Source organism: Treponema parvum (genome assembly GCF_017893945.1).
In the GTDB taxonomy this organism is placed as follows: domain Bacteria; phylum Spirochaetota; class Spirochaetia; order Treponematales; family Treponemataceae; genus Treponema_D; species Treponema_D parvum_A.
Map to the genome: position 1 here is coordinate 82,024 of NZ_CP054257.1, position 16,976 is coordinate 98,999.

Here is a 16,976-nt window from a genome sequence, read left to right on the forward strand (position 1 = left end):
TCGGCACAATCAATTTTTATTTTTCTCTGTTGAAAAAATATTTGTTGACAACCGATAAAACCGGAGTTAATCTATACTTAACGTCATTAAGTATTACTCGTTTTGCAAAACTTGCTTATACATGAACATTGTAAAGGAGGATTTTCTATGAGTGAGAAGAGACTTGAATTCATTGGCGGAAACGGAATTTCTTTATTACCGTTTATCGTATTTATCGTAATTACGATAGGATTATCGTTTGTCAATGCAGCAGATCTTAATATGATGATTGCATCGGGGGTAATCGGTTTAATCATCGGTATGTTGTTCTGCAAAAACAAAGATATGTATTGGGAACGAATTCTTGTAGGTTTAGGCGATAAAATGGCAATGACAGCCGTTTTAATCTGGCTTATCGTCGGTATATACGGTGCGATTTTGCGGAAAGGGCAGTTGGTAGAAGGTCTTGTATGGTTATCCGTCAGACTCCATTTGTCCGGTTCCGCATTTTGTGCCACCGCGTTTTTATTTTCTGCAGCCTTTGCTTTAGCGACAGGAGCCGCTTTCGGAACGGTTGCCGCAATGACGCCCATTTTATATCCGGTCGGAGTGATCATGGGATGTAACCCTGCCGTGCTCGGCGGCGCGATTATTTCCGGCGCTTTATTCGGGGATAATATTGCCCCGGTTTCCGACACGACAATAATTTCATCCACAGGACAGCTATACAGCAAACGCTCCGGATCCGCTGAAATCGGCGGGACGGTACGAAATAGGGTAAAATATGTAATTCCTGCGTTCATCATTTCAATTATACTATATTTTATTTTTGGAGGAACGGCCGGTTCTTTAAGAATTGATACGGCCGTTGCAGAAACGCTGGTGGCAAGTCATCAAAATCCGGCAGGACTTTTAATGATGATACCTACGGTTATCGTTATCGGTATGGCTGTCAAAGGGCATAATTTATTTGTTACACTTCCCGTCGGAATCATTGTTGCAACCGGCGTAGGTTTGATCGCAGGTCTTTTTGGATTCAATGATTTGTTCAGTATTCAAAACGGAATTGTTTCCGGCGCTCTTCCTGCAGGCGTTGCTGGAATGTTGAATGTTTGTATTCTTCTTATGGTTGTCGTTTCAATGGGAGACTTATTGATTTCAAGCGGCTATATGGAAGAACTTGTTGAAAAACTGTCAAAAAATATTAAAACGACAAGACAAGCGGAATTTTTAATATTTTTATTTTCAACCGCTTTTTCGGTTTTAATCAGCGCCATCAATACGATACCTAATATCTGCGCTTCTCCGCTGGTCAATGCATTGGGACAAAAAGCAAAATTGCATCCGTATCGCAGAGCAAATTTTTTGGCCGTCGCTTGCGATTCATTTAATGCATGTATGCCTTTCGGCGGTTCCGTATTGCTTTTATTGGGCTGCATCAAAACGCTGTCGGCCGATGCTTCATACATTGCCGTTCCGGCACCGAGCGATTTTTTAGCAACTTGTTTTTATCCTTGTATTTTATGGGTCGTTATGTTTGTTGCGATTTTGACCGGCTGGGGGCGCATTTACGAAGGCGAAAACGGTAAGCCCGTTAAAACTATGCTGAACGACTAATCCGAACTATGAGGGGTGTTTTATGATCGAGGCAAAAATTATAAACAGCCGCGGGAAAGATATGGTTTGTTTGATTGAATATAAAAGTGAAAAAGATCGGGGTAAAAAAACGATCATTTACAAGCATGGTTTTTGCGGCAATAAAATTACCCCTCATAGAATGATGGTAAATCTAGGACATGATCTTGTGGCGGAAGGCTATACTGTCGTTCGTTTCGATTGTGCCGGAGCGGGCGACAGCGAAGGTGATTGGACATATATGACAATTTCCGGTGAAACTGAAGACTTCAAAAAAATTCTTCACTGGGTAAAAAACGTATTAACTCCTGAAAAAACTATGATACTCGGATATAGCATGGGCGCTCTTGAAACCGCCCTTTGCTGCAGAGAAATTCCATTGGATGGAATATTATTTTGGAGCCCTGTTAGCAGAGCATACGAATGTTTTATGCATCTGCTTGGAGAAGAACGATTTGCTTACGGTATGGCAGGAAACAATGTGGATTTTATGGGTGATAGAATCGGAAAAGAATTTTTCCGAGATATAAAAGATAATCCGTTGGACGGCGTTGCTGCAATTAAAGGTTTTGAGAAGCCCGTATATTTTATTCACGGAGACGCGGATACCGATGTTTTACCAGAAAATTCCGAACGCTACATGGATGTGCTGCTCTGTGCCGAACGTAAATTTGTGCGGGGTGCCGGACACGGGTACGACGGTTGGGAAAAGCAAGACGACTTATGGAAATATTCGAAAGAATATATCCGTAAAATTATGAAGTAAACTATAAACGTCAATAGGGATCGACATGGATATTACGGAACTAATTAAAAAAAATCCTATCATAAAAAATATCTCCGAAGGGGAAGAAGTCTGCTGGATTAATCCAAATGCGACGAATTTCAAATTGGCAATAGAAAACCTTTCAGTACATGAAGCCGATATAGATGATGCGGAAAAACGGTTACAGAGATTTTCATCGTTTATTCAAACATGTTTTCCGGAAACGGCCGAGACGAACGGACTAATCGAATCTCCGTTGCAAGAGATCGGTGCGATGAAAGAAAGATTACATTGCGATTGGGGCGTTCGAATTTACGGAAAACTGCTGCTCAAAAGGGATAGCGATTTGGCTGTTGCCGGTTCTGTCAAAGCTCGAGGCGGTATATATGAAATTCTTAAATATGCGGAAAGCCTTGCCCTGCAGCACAATAAGATACTCATAAGCGATGATTACTCGAAATTTGCCGATTCTGAAATGAAAGCCTTTTTTTCCGAGTACTCAATCCATGTCGGTTCCACCGGAAACCTTGGTCTTTCTATTGGAATTATCAGCGCAGCGTTAGGTTTTACCGTTTTTGTTCATATGTCTGCCGATGCAAAGCAATGGAAAAAGGAACTTCTGCGTTCGAAAGGTGTCAATGTCATCGAATATGCAGGCGACTACGGCAAAGCCGTTGAAGAAGGAAGACGACACGCCGCTTCCGATCCGAAAAGCTATTTTGTAGACGACGAAAATTCGAAGAACTTATTCTTAGGCTATGCGGTTGCGGCAAAGAGACTAAAAAAACAATTGGAGCAAAAAAACATAAAAATTGATTCGGAACATCCGCTTTTTTTATTTATTCCCTGCGGCGTCGGAGGAGCTCCGGGCGGGCTGACATTCGGGATAAAACATATATATGAAAATAACGTTCATGTTTTTTATATTGAACCGACCGAAGCATGCTGTATGCTGTTGGGCTTAATAACGGGTATGCACGATCGAATTTGTGTTCAAGATGTACACTTGTCGGGTAAAACGGAAGCGGACGGCTTGGCTGTCAGCCGGCCGTCAAAATTTGTCGGTAAAACAATATACAAGATGGTAGCCGGAGAATGTACGGTAAAGGATGAAAAACTGTACCGATACATGAAAGCATTGTCAGATACCGAAAATATTTTTATCGAACCGAGCTCCTGTGCGATATTTGAAGGCGTAGTTCAGCTGGCAAAATCGCCGATTTTTCAAGATTATCTTGCAAAACAAGGATTGGCCGATAAAATGGAAAACAGTATCCAAATCGCATGGGCAACCGGAGGACGACTAGTACCGGAATCGGTTAGAAACGAATACTATAAAAAAGCATCCGATTTGTAACATTGATCAAAAATTTAAAAAAGGCAGCTTCATAAAGCGCGTCCGGTCTAAGGTTTTTAAAATGACGGCGGCGAAACGGCAAAAATAACTTCCACTTTTTCGTCGCTTTGATTAAACCACTTATGGCGGGTTTGCGGAGGAATACGGACGGCATCTCCCGAATGAAGCTGATAGCTTTTTCCATTTATATATACCGATACACTGCCGTCTATGACGTACGCCGTTTCTTCTCCTTTATGCGAATATTCCTTATCCGACGAAACTGTTTGGGGAGGAATAGTCATAAGAACAAATTCAATCATTCCTCGTGTATTTGGTGTCAGTAATCGATAATCGACTTCCTCGCCTTCTTTTCCGATTACATGGTAATTTCCTTTTCTCACGATCAGTTCATCTTCTATCGAAGTATTTTCTTGAAACAACGCATAGAGCGGAAAATCCAATGCGTCTGCAATCTGCCGGAGAGTATTAATAGAGGGATTGACATTATTATTTTCTATTTGGCTAAGCATAGAAGCCGTAACACCGGTACGGGAAGCCAATTCCCGCAAACTTATGCCCTTCATATTTCTGTATTCTTGGATTTTTACACCGAAATTAAAATCTTGCATACATTCCTCATCTGTTTTCAAAATATAATACATTTTATAAGAAAAATTAAGACAATAGTCTTAAAACAGTTCTTTCATTCGGCGAAAGTTATCGTACATCTTTTGCCAGCGGGGATTGTTTTTATGCGGAACGCAGTCTTCCTGCCAACACCACCAAAAATATCCGCCTACATAGCGGTCGTTATACGGCATCATAAGATAATACGCATCCGCCTGTGCGTCAAAGGCCGGGCCCGCTTTATGCGGAGAAGGAAAACCGCACTCGCCGAATCCCAAAGCCGAATGAGGAAACAGGGAATACAGGTTTTTAAACATTGTGTGCCAGTCTTCGTGTTTGCCGTCGTTATCTTCGTCGTAATAGCTTACAAGCACGTAATCCAGGGCGTCTTTCATATCGGAAGGTATATACTCCGTGAGCCAGTTTTCCATAGAGATGTCTTGGTCTCCCGGCTTAAACATGTAAGTCGTCAACGCCGTTTTAAACCCGCGTTCATGCGCGTAAATCCACGCGGCGTACGCTTTTCGGCCGTTTAACAAATCCGTTCCGCCTGTCCATCCTTTGCCGTTGATTTCGTTTCCGACTTCCCAAATATCTACGTATTGCGCAAGGTGTAAGGCGCATTCGGCAAAGCGTTTTTTATAGGACTCTGCGGTTTTGTAGCGTTTCATATCGTAAGAATCGCAGGGGCAGAGCATTATGTATGCGACATCGTGCAGGCGGGAAAGCAGGGGAATAAAATCGGACGGTTCGATATCGGCGTCGATTACTATGCGGGCGGTAGGCTTTACCGGAAGCGCTCGTATTGCGGCGATAATGCCGTCTATCGAAGACGGCGAGAGGTCGTCAAGGGTTATGCCGTACATAGGCGACGGCGTTTTTTGCTCTACTTGCGTCTCCGGCGGACCTGCGTAACAGCCCGGAAGCAGAATGATAAAAAACAGAATTTTTCGTATCATAATTTTTTTAAAACAGTATACAGAAAGACACGTATCGAATAAAGCCGTTTGCAGACTGTTGCTGTCGCCCGTGCGTCAATGCGGAATTTTAGGTTAGAGGTTTACGTGATTCACCGCTTTTTTCGAATCCTTGACTTTTCCTATGCATATTTATACAATCGACTGCATACAAACTTTTAGGAAGGCGTATGCCGAAATCGACCGAGGCTGCCGTCGCGCAGCGATTGCTTGAAGACAAGGACACCGACTCCCGCACCAGAGTATATACCGGTCCGACGGAAAAAATCATTACGGTTTTGCTCTGCGTTTGGGCTGTCTTTCAGCTGTATTTCAATACCGTCGGGGTTATGAGCGCCGTAAACCTGCGCGCGTTTCACAGCGTCTTTTTGCTTTTGTTCGCATTCCTGTTATACCCCGCTGCGAAAAAAGAAAACAGAAAGCGCCGCTTTCCGCCCGTCGTCGATTTTTTTCTCATCGCGTTTGCTCTTTTTACGTTCGGCTATTTTATACTTCACTATACGGCGGTCGCTCGGGGCGGCGGCCGCGTTACGCCTTTTCAAATCGCAGTTGCGGCGATTGCGCTTGCCGTCGTTTTTGAAGCGGCCCGCCGCACTTCGGGAAACCTTGCTTTTCTTGCGGCTCTCTTCCTTGCGTATAGTTTCTTTGGAAAATATATTCCGGGACAGCTCGGACATAACGGCTTTACGATAAAGCGAGTCCTTGTCACACAGTTTTGGGGTACGCAGGGAATTTTGGGCGTCGGCGTCGGAGTGTCGGCGACATATATCTTTTTGTTCGTCGTCTTCGGCTCTTTTTTAAAGCACAGCGGTTTTTCAAAGTTTATCAACGATTTTTCTCTGACGCTTGTCGGGCGCACGCCGGGAGGGCCTGCAAAGGTCGCCGTCTTAGCATCCGCTCTCATGGGCATGATAAACGGATCGGCCGTTGCAAACGTCGCGACGACCGGTACGATTACGATCCCGCTTATGAAGCAGACCGGCTACAAAAAAGAATTCGCCGCAGCTGTCGAAGCGACTGCGAGCACCGGCGGCCAATTTTGCCCTCCGATCATGGGAGCCGTAGGCTTTGTAATGGCCGAGTTTTTGAACATAAGCTATACGGCCGTCATGCTCGCCGCGATCGTACCGGCGTTTTTGTATTACTTGGGAATCCTGCTTGCCGTTCACTTTGAAGCTAAGCGCATGGGCCTTCCCGGTCTTTCTAAAGAAAACATTCCTGATGCCGTAAAAGTGCTTAAAGAACAGGGGCATCTCGTGCTGCCGCTCGTGCTGCTTGTCGCGATGATGGCGAAGGGTTTTACGCCGCTTCTTTCAGCGGTTGCCGCCATTTTCGCCGCTGTCGGCGCGAGCTGGCTCCGGAAGGATACGCGCATGACGGTCGACAAGATAATCGCCGCATGCGTAGAAGGTGCGAAGGGCGCCGTCGGAGTGGGCGTGTCGTGCGTTATCATCGGTGTCATTATCGGGACTGTAACCCTTACGAGCCTAGGCCTCAACATGGGCTACGTTATTTTAAACGTCGTGCCGAACAACAGCATCTATTTGACGGGGCTCCTCGTTATGATCATGTCGACTATATTGGGGATGGGAGTGCCGGGAGTGGCGGCCTACGTCATCGTGCAGGCTGTTGCCGTTCCCGTTTTAATAAAAACCGGCGTGCTTCCGATAGCGGCGCACTTGTTTTGCCTCATCTATGCGTGCCTTTCGAATATCACACCGCCGGTCGCCATCAGCTGCTATGTCGCAGCCGGTATTGCGGATTCCGATCAGCTTAAGACGGGACTGCTTGCCGTGCGGATAGGGCTTGTCGGATTTTTGATTCCGTTTTTCTTTTTGGCAAATCCGGTGCTGCTAATAGGAAGCGGAAGCGCGTCCCTTGCGATGAGTTTGTGGTCGGTATTTACGGCCTCTGTCGGTACGGCCACGCTTGTCGCGGGCCTTGAGGGATGGCTTTTGCGCCGCACATCCTTGTTCGAGCGGGTTTCTCTCATTGCGATCGCGCCTCTTTTGCTTTATGCGGGCGTCGTCTCGGATGCGATCGGTTTTGCGCTCCTTGCCGCGGTGTGCGTCTATCAATACGTAAAAAACCGCATGCAGGCTAAAAAGAGCTTCGATTCGGAAAAGCGCACATAAGCGGAGTTTCCAAGAATATGGTTACGCGATAGAACCTATTAATAATTATTACGCCGGTGCGATGCTTGCATGTGTTCTGCAAAAGCGCGCGGTTGAATTTTTTGAAAACTTTTTGATTTTTTATAGGAGGTACGATAAAAAGCGCCGTCTGAAATATCGCCGTCGCTTTTTATCTCGAGTTTGCTTGGATGTTTGCAGTAGACGTGTATACGTATCGTTCCGATAAAAATCGCATGAGTACGATACACTGTATTTGCAAACTCGACTATTTATTGCGCTTTCTCAACTGATGTTTGCGAAAGCGCCGAAAAAACTTTTTCGGATGTTGAAACATCCTGCAAAAGTTTTTATAGGAGAAATATGAAAAACGTATCGATTAGGATTATCTTTGCCGCTGTTTTGGCGGCCGTCATACTTGGAGGCTGCAGCGGAAAAAAGGCTTCTACAGGCGCACATGAAAAAGTGACGATTAAATTTCCGACGGCGTCCGCTTCGGGCGCGCTTTATGCGGTAGGGGCCGCGATTACGAACGTATGGGACACGAAGATCGATTTTGTGAGCGCGTCGAGTCAGGCCTCGAACGGCGGCATCGACAATCTCAATCAGATTGCAGACGGAGAGTCGCAAGTGTCGATCGCTATAAGTTCCAACTGCTATCAAAGCTATAACGGCACCGACAGCTTCGAAGGCGCTGCGAATAAAAACCTCCGCATCATAGCTGGTTTGTATTTTAACCCGAATCAGGTTGTCGTCACGAAAAAATCCGGAATAACTTCTCTTTCCGGTGTCAAAGGCAAACGCTTTGCCGTGGCCGCTGCAGGATCAAGCGTTGAAGGCGAGTGCAAAAATCACTTTACAGCTACGGGACTGAATTATCCGTCCGACATTCAAGCCGAATACATTGCGTTCGGGGACGCGGCCGACATGCTTCAAAACGGCACGCTTGACGGCGCGTGGATTATGAGCGGCATTCCCGCAGCAGCCGTATCGCAAGCGTGCTCGTCAGGATGCACGCTCGTTTCGATCGGCGACGATATTCTCGAAAAACTTCGTGTATCCTATCCGTGGTATGCGCGCTATACGATTCCCGCGGGAACATATCCCGGACAAAACGCGGATATTGAAACGACGGCTATTAAGATGACGATGTTTTGTAATTCCACGCTCGACGATGAAACGGTGTACATGCTCACTAAAACCTTTTGGGAAAACGTCGAAGAACTCGGAAACGCGCAGCGTAATTTAAAAGGATTAAAACCCGAAAATGCGGTAAAGGACATTGCAGGTTTGCCTCTCCACGAAGGCGCAAAACGCTATTACACTGAAATCGGAGTTTCTATCGATTGACGGGCGGCGTTTGATTCCTGCCCGAGATGTTGTGAGATGCGGTAGGGATTGCAGGGACAGTAAACACCGCATATCAACGTGTGTGCTGCTCGAAACTTCGCGCTTACGCGCTCGTTGCGGGGTACGCGCACCAATTCAACAGTCTCCAAAATTGAAATTTCCTTGAATGCCGCTTTTTAAGGAACGGTATGATATATAAAGGCGACCGCATTATCTTTTGGGCTCTGTATGACGACCCGCAAGAGCACAAGCATTTTGCAAAGCATGTGCTCATTTCGTCCATGCCTTTTATCTGTACGGTAGAGGAGACAAGCGAAAATCTGCGCTCGGTTGTCATTCAATCGAACGTCATGCATCGCATAAAGCGGAATAAGGATGCGCCTATGGCGGTGTTTTTGATCGATACGACGTCCGAGCTTTCACGGATAATCGACGATGAATTGCTAAAAGGGAAAAAGTTCGGCGCGCTTCCGAGCGAAATCGAAAACCATCTCATACGCATGCTGGATGGCAGAGATCCGTTGGAAGCCGTCGACGAATATCTTGTCGGGACGCTTGTTGAGCGTACTGAGCGAAAAAGCATGAAAGCGATGTCCGTGTCCGGCAGTCTTTGCAAACAAAGGGGCCAGCGTATGGACAGCCGCATCGCCGAAGCGATCTGTCTTATGGAGCAATGCGAAAGCATCGAAAGCGACGCATACGATACGTTTCCCCGAACGCTGTGTTTGAGCAAAAGCCGCTTTTTACATTTGTTTAAAGAAGAAGTCGGCATCGATTTTAAAAACTATCTGCTCTTAAAAAAACTCGAAAAAACCTGCCGCTGCGTTGTCGAAAAAGGTATGAGCATAACGGACGCCGCAATTCGTGCAGGGTTTTCAAGTTCCTCTCATTTTGCGACCGCCTGCAAAAAATACTGCGGCATATCGTTCACGGACTTTCTCAAAAGCGGAAGCTGATACCGGGGCAACATCGCTAAAAAAAATCAACCATATGATCCCGCGCAAAATGCGGCAATTTCAGAATCGGACACTTCCTTCAATGTCGCATTTTAAGATGCGCTCGAAAAATCAGCGTCCTGGTGGAAGTATTTTCCTCTCCGATCAGTCATTCTATAAAGGGCTGTTTCAAAAGTCGGTTACTTTTTCGACAGCCCCTTGAAGCTTTGCTGCGAATCTGCAGCGCGGTTGTTGATTGGAGGCGATATGGTTCAATTTAAAGTCGGTTTATACAATCTAAACGACAATGCAAATTATAATTTCCAGCTTAACAGGCTTATCAACTGGGACGGAGGCGACTTGGACGAAACGGCCGTGGTGTCGCGCGGCATTCGCACTCACGACGACTGGAAGCATACGCTCATCCGCTTGGGAGACAATGCGCTTAAAGACGGCAGAACTGAAAACGCGATCGCGTATTACCGCATGAGCGAATTTTTTATGGCGGACGGAGACGGCGACAAACTTGCTTATTATAAAAAAGCCGTCGATTTGTTTTACACGCACTATGCCGATTATTTTTCGGCGGGTACGGTTGAACGCTTCAATGTTCCGTTCGGTTCGATTCATCTGCCGGTTATGCACGCAAAGGCCGGCATGCACGCTTCTCATAAAACATCGAAAGGAACGATACTCTTGCACGGCGGGAACGACAGTTATTTTGAAGAGCTTTTTTTCCCCATGCTGTATTTTGCCGAAAACGGCTACGACGTGTATCTTTTTGAAGGGCCGGGGCAGGGCGGCGTTTTGCGCGTGCAGGGAGCGACTTTTACGCACGAATGGGAAAAACCCGTTACGGCGATTATCGATCATTTCGGTTTGGATGACGTTGTCATCGTCGGCGCTTCGTTAGGCGGAATGCTTGCGCCCAGAGCCGCCGCATTTGAAAAGCGCATTACGCAAGTTATCGCATGGTCGGTGTTTCCGAATTTTTTGCACGTAGCCCTCTCCGATTTACCCGGTGCGGTGCAAAACTTTTTTAAAACACTGCTGCGTCTCCGCTTAAAAGGCATTATAAACGCCGTGCTGTACAGTCAAGTAAAAAAAGATCCCGCTTTTCAATGGGCGCTTAATCACGGCATGCACGCATACGGCGCAAAAAGCCCGTACGAATGGATGCAAAAAATGAACGATTTTCAAATGCTCGATGTCGCGGATAAAATCGATCAGGACGTATTGATTTTACAGGGCGCAAAAGATCACTTTATCGATTGGCATTTATACCGTGAAGAAATCGATGCGCTCACCGGCGCAAAATCGGTAACGTTCAGGCTGTTCACCGACAAAGAAGCGGCGTCGAACCACTGTCAATGCGGAAACAGCCGTCTCGTGCTGGACACAATGCTGGGCTGGCTGGAAACCGTACGCGCTCCGCGGTGAGCATATCCGGACAGTATGACAACATGCAAACACGTCGAGGCACACGCGGCGGGTTTGCCGCGTTATTCCTACACTTTAAATTTCTTCACTTCTTCCGCCAGGTTTTGAATGCTCGCCTTGTTCTTTTGAGTGATCTCGTTTACTTCCTGTACTGCGTTGTTTATCTGAATGGCTCCAGCAGCCATCTCGTTCATGCTATCGGTAATAATTCTTGTAAGGCCGTCAAGTTTTTCCATCTCCCTAGCGACGCCTTCGCCTCCCTTAAGCATCTCTTCGGAACCGTCTTTTACTTCTACCGTTACGGTATTTATGTCTTTGATCGCGGCAAGCATTTCCTTGCTGCCTTTTTCCTGCTCCTGCATGGCTTCCGTCAAGCGGTCGCTCATTGTTTTTACCTGTTCGGTTAAGCTGAAAATGACGTTGAACTTTTCTTCTGCAGTTTTAGAAGAGGCCGAAAGATCTTCAATTTCACCTGAGAGTGTTTTAAGAGTGTTGGTTATCGTTTTACCCTGTTCGGCGGAATCTTCGGCAAGCTTTCGTATTTCGTCCGCGACGACGGCAAAGCCCTTACCCGCTTCGCCTGCGTGAGCGGCTTCGATCGCAGCGTTCATTGCAAGCAAATTCGTCTGTGAGGCTATGTGCTGAATAACCGCGCTCGCTTCAATTAAACTGCCTGATTCTTCTGCGATCTTTTGAGTTACACTGTTCGAGTTAACGATTGTGGTTTTACCGTCGACCGTTGCGTCGGCGAGAGTTTTAATCACGCCGTCGGTTTTTTCAAGAGTCTGTCCTATGGACGCAATGTTGCCCACCATCTGTTCGATCGCAGAAGAAGACTCCGCGACGCTCGCCGACTGGTTTTCGATGCTTGCGTTCAATTTATTTATCGTGTTAACGATTTCTTCAATCGTAGCGGCGGTTTCGGTGACGCTCGCCGCCTGTGTCAGGGCCTGCTGCTTAATGCTGTCTATGTTTGCGCTGATTTCGTGTACCGCGCTTGCAGTTTGGGTCATATTGCTTGCAAGTTCGCTTCCGATTTCTTCCATGACGCTGCTGTTTTCGCCTACCGCTTTAATTGACGAGCCGATTTTAGCTATAGTCTGATTAAAGTATTCGGACAAGTCGGTTACTTCGTCGTTACCCGTTATCGGAAGACGTACCGTAAGGTCGCCTTCGCCCTGCGCAATGTCTTTTAAAGCTTTGACGACGATTCTTACTGGCCTTACCATTTCGCGGGCAAGGAAGTAAACAATAATAAGGACGACGATCAATATGATCAGTCCCGTAACGTTCATCGATATGCTCAGCTTATTTACCGTTCCCATAAATTCATTAACCGGTGCGCGGACAATAATCGACCAATCGGTAGTCTGCATCGTAGCAAAAGAGGCTATGTACGATACGCCTTCGTATGTATAGTAGCCTATTTCGCTTTCGTCGGTATCTAAAACGTGTTCCAAAAAAGCGGCGGTTGAAGCAAGCGTTTCGTCCGTTTTTGCCTGTTCGATAATGTTCAGTTGAGTTTTAACCAGTTCGTCGTCTTTATCGGCAATAATAGTACCGCTGTTACCCATTATATAACAATTGCCCGTTTTACCGACGACTATGTCTTTAATATAACCGGAAAGTCTTTGTGCTTCTATAATGGCATTTAACGTTCCTACGATATTGTGGTCATTGTTATAAATAGGTACGGCGAAAATAATTAAAAAAGTTGTGTGGTCGAATGCCGAAAGAAACGGTTCAGTTATTCCTCTTCCGCCTGCTACGGTTGTCTTGTACCATTCTTTATGACCCTCTTTGAGCGATCCGCTTAAGGTATATGTCGTTCCTTGAGTATCGCTGACTTGTAAATCCAATATGATCGGATTAAAGGCCGCTTCTTTTTTGAGAAGATCAAGCTTTACAGAATATGATATGTTGGGATCTTGTAATTGAGGCATTCTGGCAATTCCTTCCAGCAGTTGAAAAAATGCATTTACTCTTCCGTCGACAATGCTGGCAACGTCGGTAGCTTTGTCGATAAGATGCGTTTCAACTTTTTCTATGACCGCTTTTCGTGACGCAAGGACGGCGAATACGATTTCAACTGCCGAAGTTATAGCGATTAAAAGTCCGAAAATAATGATAAGTTTATAACTTATAGAAAAACGCTTTTTCATTTAAAGCCTCCAAAATATTGTAAATAAATCTTCATTCTTGATTTAATAGGAAGAAACCGCCGCCCGTCGACGGTAAATAAATTGACGTGTAATTTTAAAGAACGCAATCTCCTTACGTCATAAAGAATAGTATATCACTGAATATATGATATGAAAAGAACGCGCATTGCATGTGCACATTGCATGTACGTGAATTTGCATAGCTTTTTGCGTTTTGTGCCGAAACGCAAAAAGCGTGGCGCAATAGCACGAAACGCAAAACATTGACAAACGGATAAAAACATATTAGCGTTGCTTACATTCGATATGAAAGCAACGGATATAAAACCCGAACGCGGGAAAAATAATGCTCATACAAAATTCCCGTCGCAATCGGAGCAATCAGCGGAACACGCAAAGACAAAGGCGCCGAATTCCAAAGAGCGCATTTTAGAGTGCGCCGCTTCCGAATTTTTGCAAAAAGGCTGGGCGAAAAGCTCGATGCGGGAGATCGCAAAACTTGCCGGCGTTACGACCGGCTCTCTGTATTTTCATTTTAAAAACAAAGAAGCGCTTTTTGACGCGCTTGTAAAAGACGTGTATGATTCTCTTTTGGCAAACCACCGCGCAATGTACGACACCTTTTTTAATATGCCGCCGGACACGAAAAAGCGGCGCGCCTTTCGTTTTGAAGGCCGCAAAAAAACAGTGGACTTCGTATATGCACATTACCGCGCGGTAAAGCTGCTCGTGTGCGGTTCGGCCGGCACGCGCTATGCCGATTTTTTTTCGCTCATGATGGAAGATACATACAAAGCCGATGTGCGTGCTTTGGCGTCGCTCAAAGAGTTCGGCGGCGTACTGCGCTCCGGCATAGACCTGCGCCTGTATTCGGCGATCGATAAAAGCTTTTGGAACTGCTTGTTCGAAACCGTCCGCTTGGACATCCTATACGAAGAAGCGCTCCGGTACGTTGCCCTGCTCGACGAATTTTACGAAGCAGGCTGGCGGAAAATTCTGTGCGAAACAGAATAAAAAAGGCTTTCGGTTACGGTACGGCAAACATTTTTTATCATTTACAATCGTTTCATTCATAGTGTAATTCAGCGCCGTATATTCTAACTGATTCGCGATTATACACTTTTATCGGTTTGCCGCTTTTTTCTTGACAAATTTCTTCGTGCTTTATATCATAACAGTGTTATGTTAGCGTCGGCTAACATAAATTCTAGATAGTACGGGTCTTTATCAATCTTCGTATTTTGATAAAGGCCGCGGTTGATGAATTAGGGGAAATTATGCTGCAAAGATTTTTTGCGTTGTCTGACGCGGGGACGCGGAACTTGCGTTCGGCGATTACGTTCGGCACTATTATCAATTTGTTTTTGATGGTTCCATTGGGGCTTTCGCTGTATGTGCTGCGCTATTTTTTGGCGCGTATTATGCAGCAGGGCTTTCAAGCGCCGAATGTGTGGGCGGTGTCGGCGGCCGCTCTCGCGATGATTGCCGTGTTGTTCATCCTCGAAAAGCTGAAGTACGGCAGAATGTACAACGGTGCGTATGAAGAAGCGGCGAATGTGCGTATTTCGCTTGCCGAATCGCTTCGAAAGCTCCCGCTGTCGTATTTCGGCAGGCGGGATTTATCGTATTTGACTTCGACGCTTTTGAACGACGTTACTCTGATTGAAGAATCGCTTTCGCACGCCGTGCCGGAGCTGTTCGGCGGCATCATTTCGATTTTGATTGCCGCGGCTCTTTTGGCGTTTTTGGATTGGCGGATGACGATTGCGCTTTTTATCTTCGCCTTTGCAGGATTTTTTATCATCGTCGCTGCCCGATCAGTGCTGGATAAAAAAGCAAAGCAAGCGTTTGCGCAAAAAGATTTGATCTACGATTCCCTTCAGCAGATGATCGACAATATCAAAGTGCTGAAATCTTCCGATAAAAAAGCGGTGTATGTGCAAAAACTCAAAGACGATATTACCGAGTCAACGTACGTAACGCTCAAAGCGGAAGCAGTGGGCGGAGCGTTTATTTTCGGTTCGGCGGCGATTGTCCGCTTCGGCTTTCCGCTGGTGATTTCATACGGCGCGTATTTGCTGGCGCATGGGAGAATCGAACTGTTGACGTATATCGTCTTTTTGCTGGTCGCCTGCCGCATTTTCGATCCGCTGACAACGGTGTTTATGATGCTCGGTGAATTCTTTTTAATGATGATTGCCGTTGAACGCAAACAGGCGATTGTCAACTATCCTAAACAGACGGGAAGCGAAACCTTCAAGCCGAACGGTTACGATATTCGCTATGATAACGTATCGTTTTCGTATAATGAATCGAATGGCGGGGAAAGTGCGGGCGGCGGCGCAAATATACCTGACGGCGCAGACGAGAATACGGTAAGCGGAATCAGCTTTACCGCAAAACAGGGTGAAATTACCGCCCTCGTGGGGCACTCGGGCTGCGGTAAATCCACGATTGCACGCTTGGCCGCTCGCTTTTGGGACGCTTCATCGGGTACAGTGAGCGTCGGCGGCGTCGATGTTTCCACCGTAGATCCGGAAACCCTGCTCGCAGCCTTTTCGATTGTGTTTCAGGACGTAGTGCTTTTTAACGACACGGTATACAACAATATCTTAATCGGCAACCGAAACGCTACAAGGGAACAAGTGCTTGCCGCCGCCAAAGCTGCCCGGTGCGATTCGTTTATCGAAAAACTGCCGCAAGGCTATGACACGGAAATCGGTGAAAACGGCTATACTCTTTCGGGCGGAGAACGCCAGCGGCTTTCCATCGCCCGTGCCCTCTTAAAAGACGCGCCGATCATCCTCTTGGACGAAGCGACCGCCGCCCTCGACCCCGAAAACGAGACGCTCATTCAGCATGCCATCAGCACACTTATAAAGGATAAAACCGTTATAGTCATTGCGCACCGATTACGCACTGTAGAAAACGCCGACAAGATTATCGTACTCAACAAGGGTATGATTGCCGAAACCGGCACCCACGCCGAGCTGATGGAAAAGGGCGGCATTTACAGGGAGATGTATAGGCTGCAGCGGGAAAGCGAGCAGTGGTCGGCATAATAATTGGTAATGAATAATGGGCGGTGTATAATTAATAATCGGCAAATTAGAGTGGGTTATAGGCAGCGTGTATAATTACAAATTGAATGATATATCCATAGAGGAGGAATACTCTGAAAAAAAGATTGAAACTATCATCATTGAAAGGTCGATTAACTGTTATTGTTAATAAGGATGAAGAGGAAGAAACAGGTGAAGTTATTATATGTGGTGATAGGGCAGGTTTGAAATCATTGGGTGAATTGCTGATCGCTTTCTCCGATGTGGATCAAATGCAATTAAAAAATATTCCGATGTATGAATCGGCTCATGTACATTTAGACTACGGAGTACATATCGGAGAAAACAATATTGATAAAGAGCGGCTCATTCTAAGCCGCCTTGATACAAAAGATGGTAAAATTAAAGATTATTATCTCGGTAATATAAAAGAAGAACGGGAAATATCAATCGCTATGGAATAGAATTGTGATATAAATATTACTGATTAATTTCGTGGATAGCATTTTTGAAAACAGGCGGAGCAGAAGGCCGCATATTTTCAAAAAACAGAGGAGGTCTGAATGGACACA

The 16,976-nt window shown here is 46.0% G+C and carries 13 protein-coding genes; 10 read left to right on the plus strand and 3 right to left on the minus strand.

Going from position 1 to position 16,976, the window contains the following annotated elements:
* Window positions 1-147: 147 nt before the first annotated feature.
* From HRI96_RS00385 to HRI96_RS00395, 3 genes are read left to right on the plus strand one after another with little or no spacing between them, the layout of a single operon-like run.
* Complete coding sequence (locus HRI96_RS00385) at window positions 148-1,596, plus strand: Na+/H+ antiporter NhaC family protein (protein WP_210117586.1); 1,449 nt, start codon at window positions 148-150, stop codon at window positions 1,594-1,596.
* Window positions 1,597-1,618: 22 nt separating this feature from the next.
* Window positions 1,619-2,380 carry an alpha/beta hydrolase gene (locus HRI96_RS00390; protein WP_210117587.1) on the plus strand — a complete coding sequence of 254 codons (762 nt, stop codon included), beginning with the start codon at window positions 1,619-1,621 and terminating at the stop codon, window positions 2,378-2,380.
* A gap of 25 nt (window positions 2,381-2,405) precedes the next feature.
* On the plus strand, window positions 2,406-3,737 hold the full coding sequence (locus HRI96_RS00395) for a D-serine ammonia-lyase (protein ID WP_210117588.1): 1,332 nt from the start codon (window positions 2,406-2,408) through the stop codon (window positions 3,735-3,737).
* A 56-nt stretch (window positions 3,738-3,793) separates the two neighbouring features.
* On the opposite strand, the gene HRI96_RS00400 is transcribed toward HRI96_RS00395, so the two are convergent.
* Complete coding sequence (locus tag HRI96_RS00400; protein ID WP_210117589.1) at window positions 3,794-4,348, minus strand: cupin domain-containing protein; 555 nt, start codon at window positions 4,346-4,348, stop codon at window positions 3,794-3,796.
* A 60-nt stretch (window positions 4,349-4,408) separates the two neighbouring features.
* Window positions 4,409-5,305: a glycoside hydrolase family 113 protein gene (locus tag HRI96_RS00405; protein ID WP_210117590.1), complete on the minus strand. Its 897-nt coding sequence runs from the start codon at window positions 5,303-5,305 to the stop codon at window positions 4,409-4,411.
* 188 nt (window positions 5,306-5,493) lie between these two features.
* On the opposite strand from HRI96_RS00405, the gene HRI96_RS00410 reads away from it, so the two are divergent.
* From HRI96_RS00410 to HRI96_RS00425, 4 genes are all read left to right on the plus strand, one after another.
* Window positions 5,494-7,458, plus strand: coding sequence for a TRAP transporter permease (locus tag HRI96_RS00410; RefSeq protein ID WP_210117591.1), 1,965 nt, complete (start codon window positions 5,494-5,496; stop codon window positions 7,456-7,458).
* 360 nt (window positions 7,459-7,818) lie between these two features.
* The gene (locus HRI96_RS00415; protein WP_210117592.1) at window positions 7,819-8,805 is read left to right on the plus strand and encodes a TAXI family TRAP transporter solute-binding subunit; all 987 of its coding nucleotides are present in this window, start codon (window positions 7,819-7,821) and stop codon (window positions 8,803-8,805) included.
* Window positions 8,806-8,993: 188 nt separating this feature from the next.
* Window positions 8,994-9,761 carry an AraC family transcriptional regulator gene (locus HRI96_RS00420; protein WP_210117593.1) on the plus strand — a complete coding sequence of 256 codons (768 nt, stop codon included), beginning with the start codon at window positions 8,994-8,996 and terminating at the stop codon, window positions 9,759-9,761.
* 246 nt (window positions 9,762-10,007) lie between these two features.
* The gene (locus HRI96_RS00425) at window positions 10,008-11,180 is read left to right on the plus strand and encodes an alpha/beta fold hydrolase (RefSeq protein WP_210117594.1); all 1,173 of its coding nucleotides are present in this window, start codon (window positions 10,008-10,010) and stop codon (window positions 11,178-11,180) included.
* A 68-nt stretch (window positions 11,181-11,248) separates the two neighbouring features.
* Here the strand turns inward: HRI96_RS00425 and HRI96_RS00430 are convergent, their stop codons facing one another.
* Window positions 11,249-13,342 (minus strand): methyl-accepting chemotaxis protein, encoded by a 2,094-nt coding sequence (locus HRI96_RS00430; RefSeq protein WP_210117595.1) that lies wholly within the window; start codon window positions 13,340-13,342, stop codon window positions 11,249-11,251.
* Between the two features lie 306 nt (window positions 13,343-13,648).
* On the opposite strand from HRI96_RS00430, the gene HRI96_RS00435 reads away from it, so the two are divergent.
* The 3 genes from HRI96_RS00435 to HRI96_RS00445 all read left to right on the plus strand — a co-directional run bounded on the left by HRI96_RS00435 (window position 13,649) and on the right by HRI96_RS00445 (window position 16,868).
* On the plus strand, window positions 13,649-14,356 hold the full coding sequence (locus HRI96_RS00435; protein WP_210117596.1) for a TetR/AcrR family transcriptional regulator: 708 nt from the start codon (window positions 13,649-13,651) through the stop codon (window positions 14,354-14,356).
* A gap of 263 nt (window positions 14,357-14,619) precedes the next feature.
* Window positions 14,620-16,404, plus strand: a complete 1,785-nt coding sequence (locus HRI96_RS00440; RefSeq protein ID WP_210117597.1) for an ABC transporter ATP-binding protein — start codon at window positions 14,620-14,622, stop codon at window positions 16,402-16,404.
* A 140-nt stretch (window positions 16,405-16,544) separates the two neighbouring features.
* Window positions 16,545-16,868, plus strand: a complete 324-nt coding sequence (locus tag HRI96_RS00445; protein WP_016521278.1) for an Imm32 family immunity protein — start codon at window positions 16,545-16,547, stop codon at window positions 16,866-16,868.
* The last annotated feature ends 108 nt before the right edge of the window (window positions 16,869-16,976 follow it).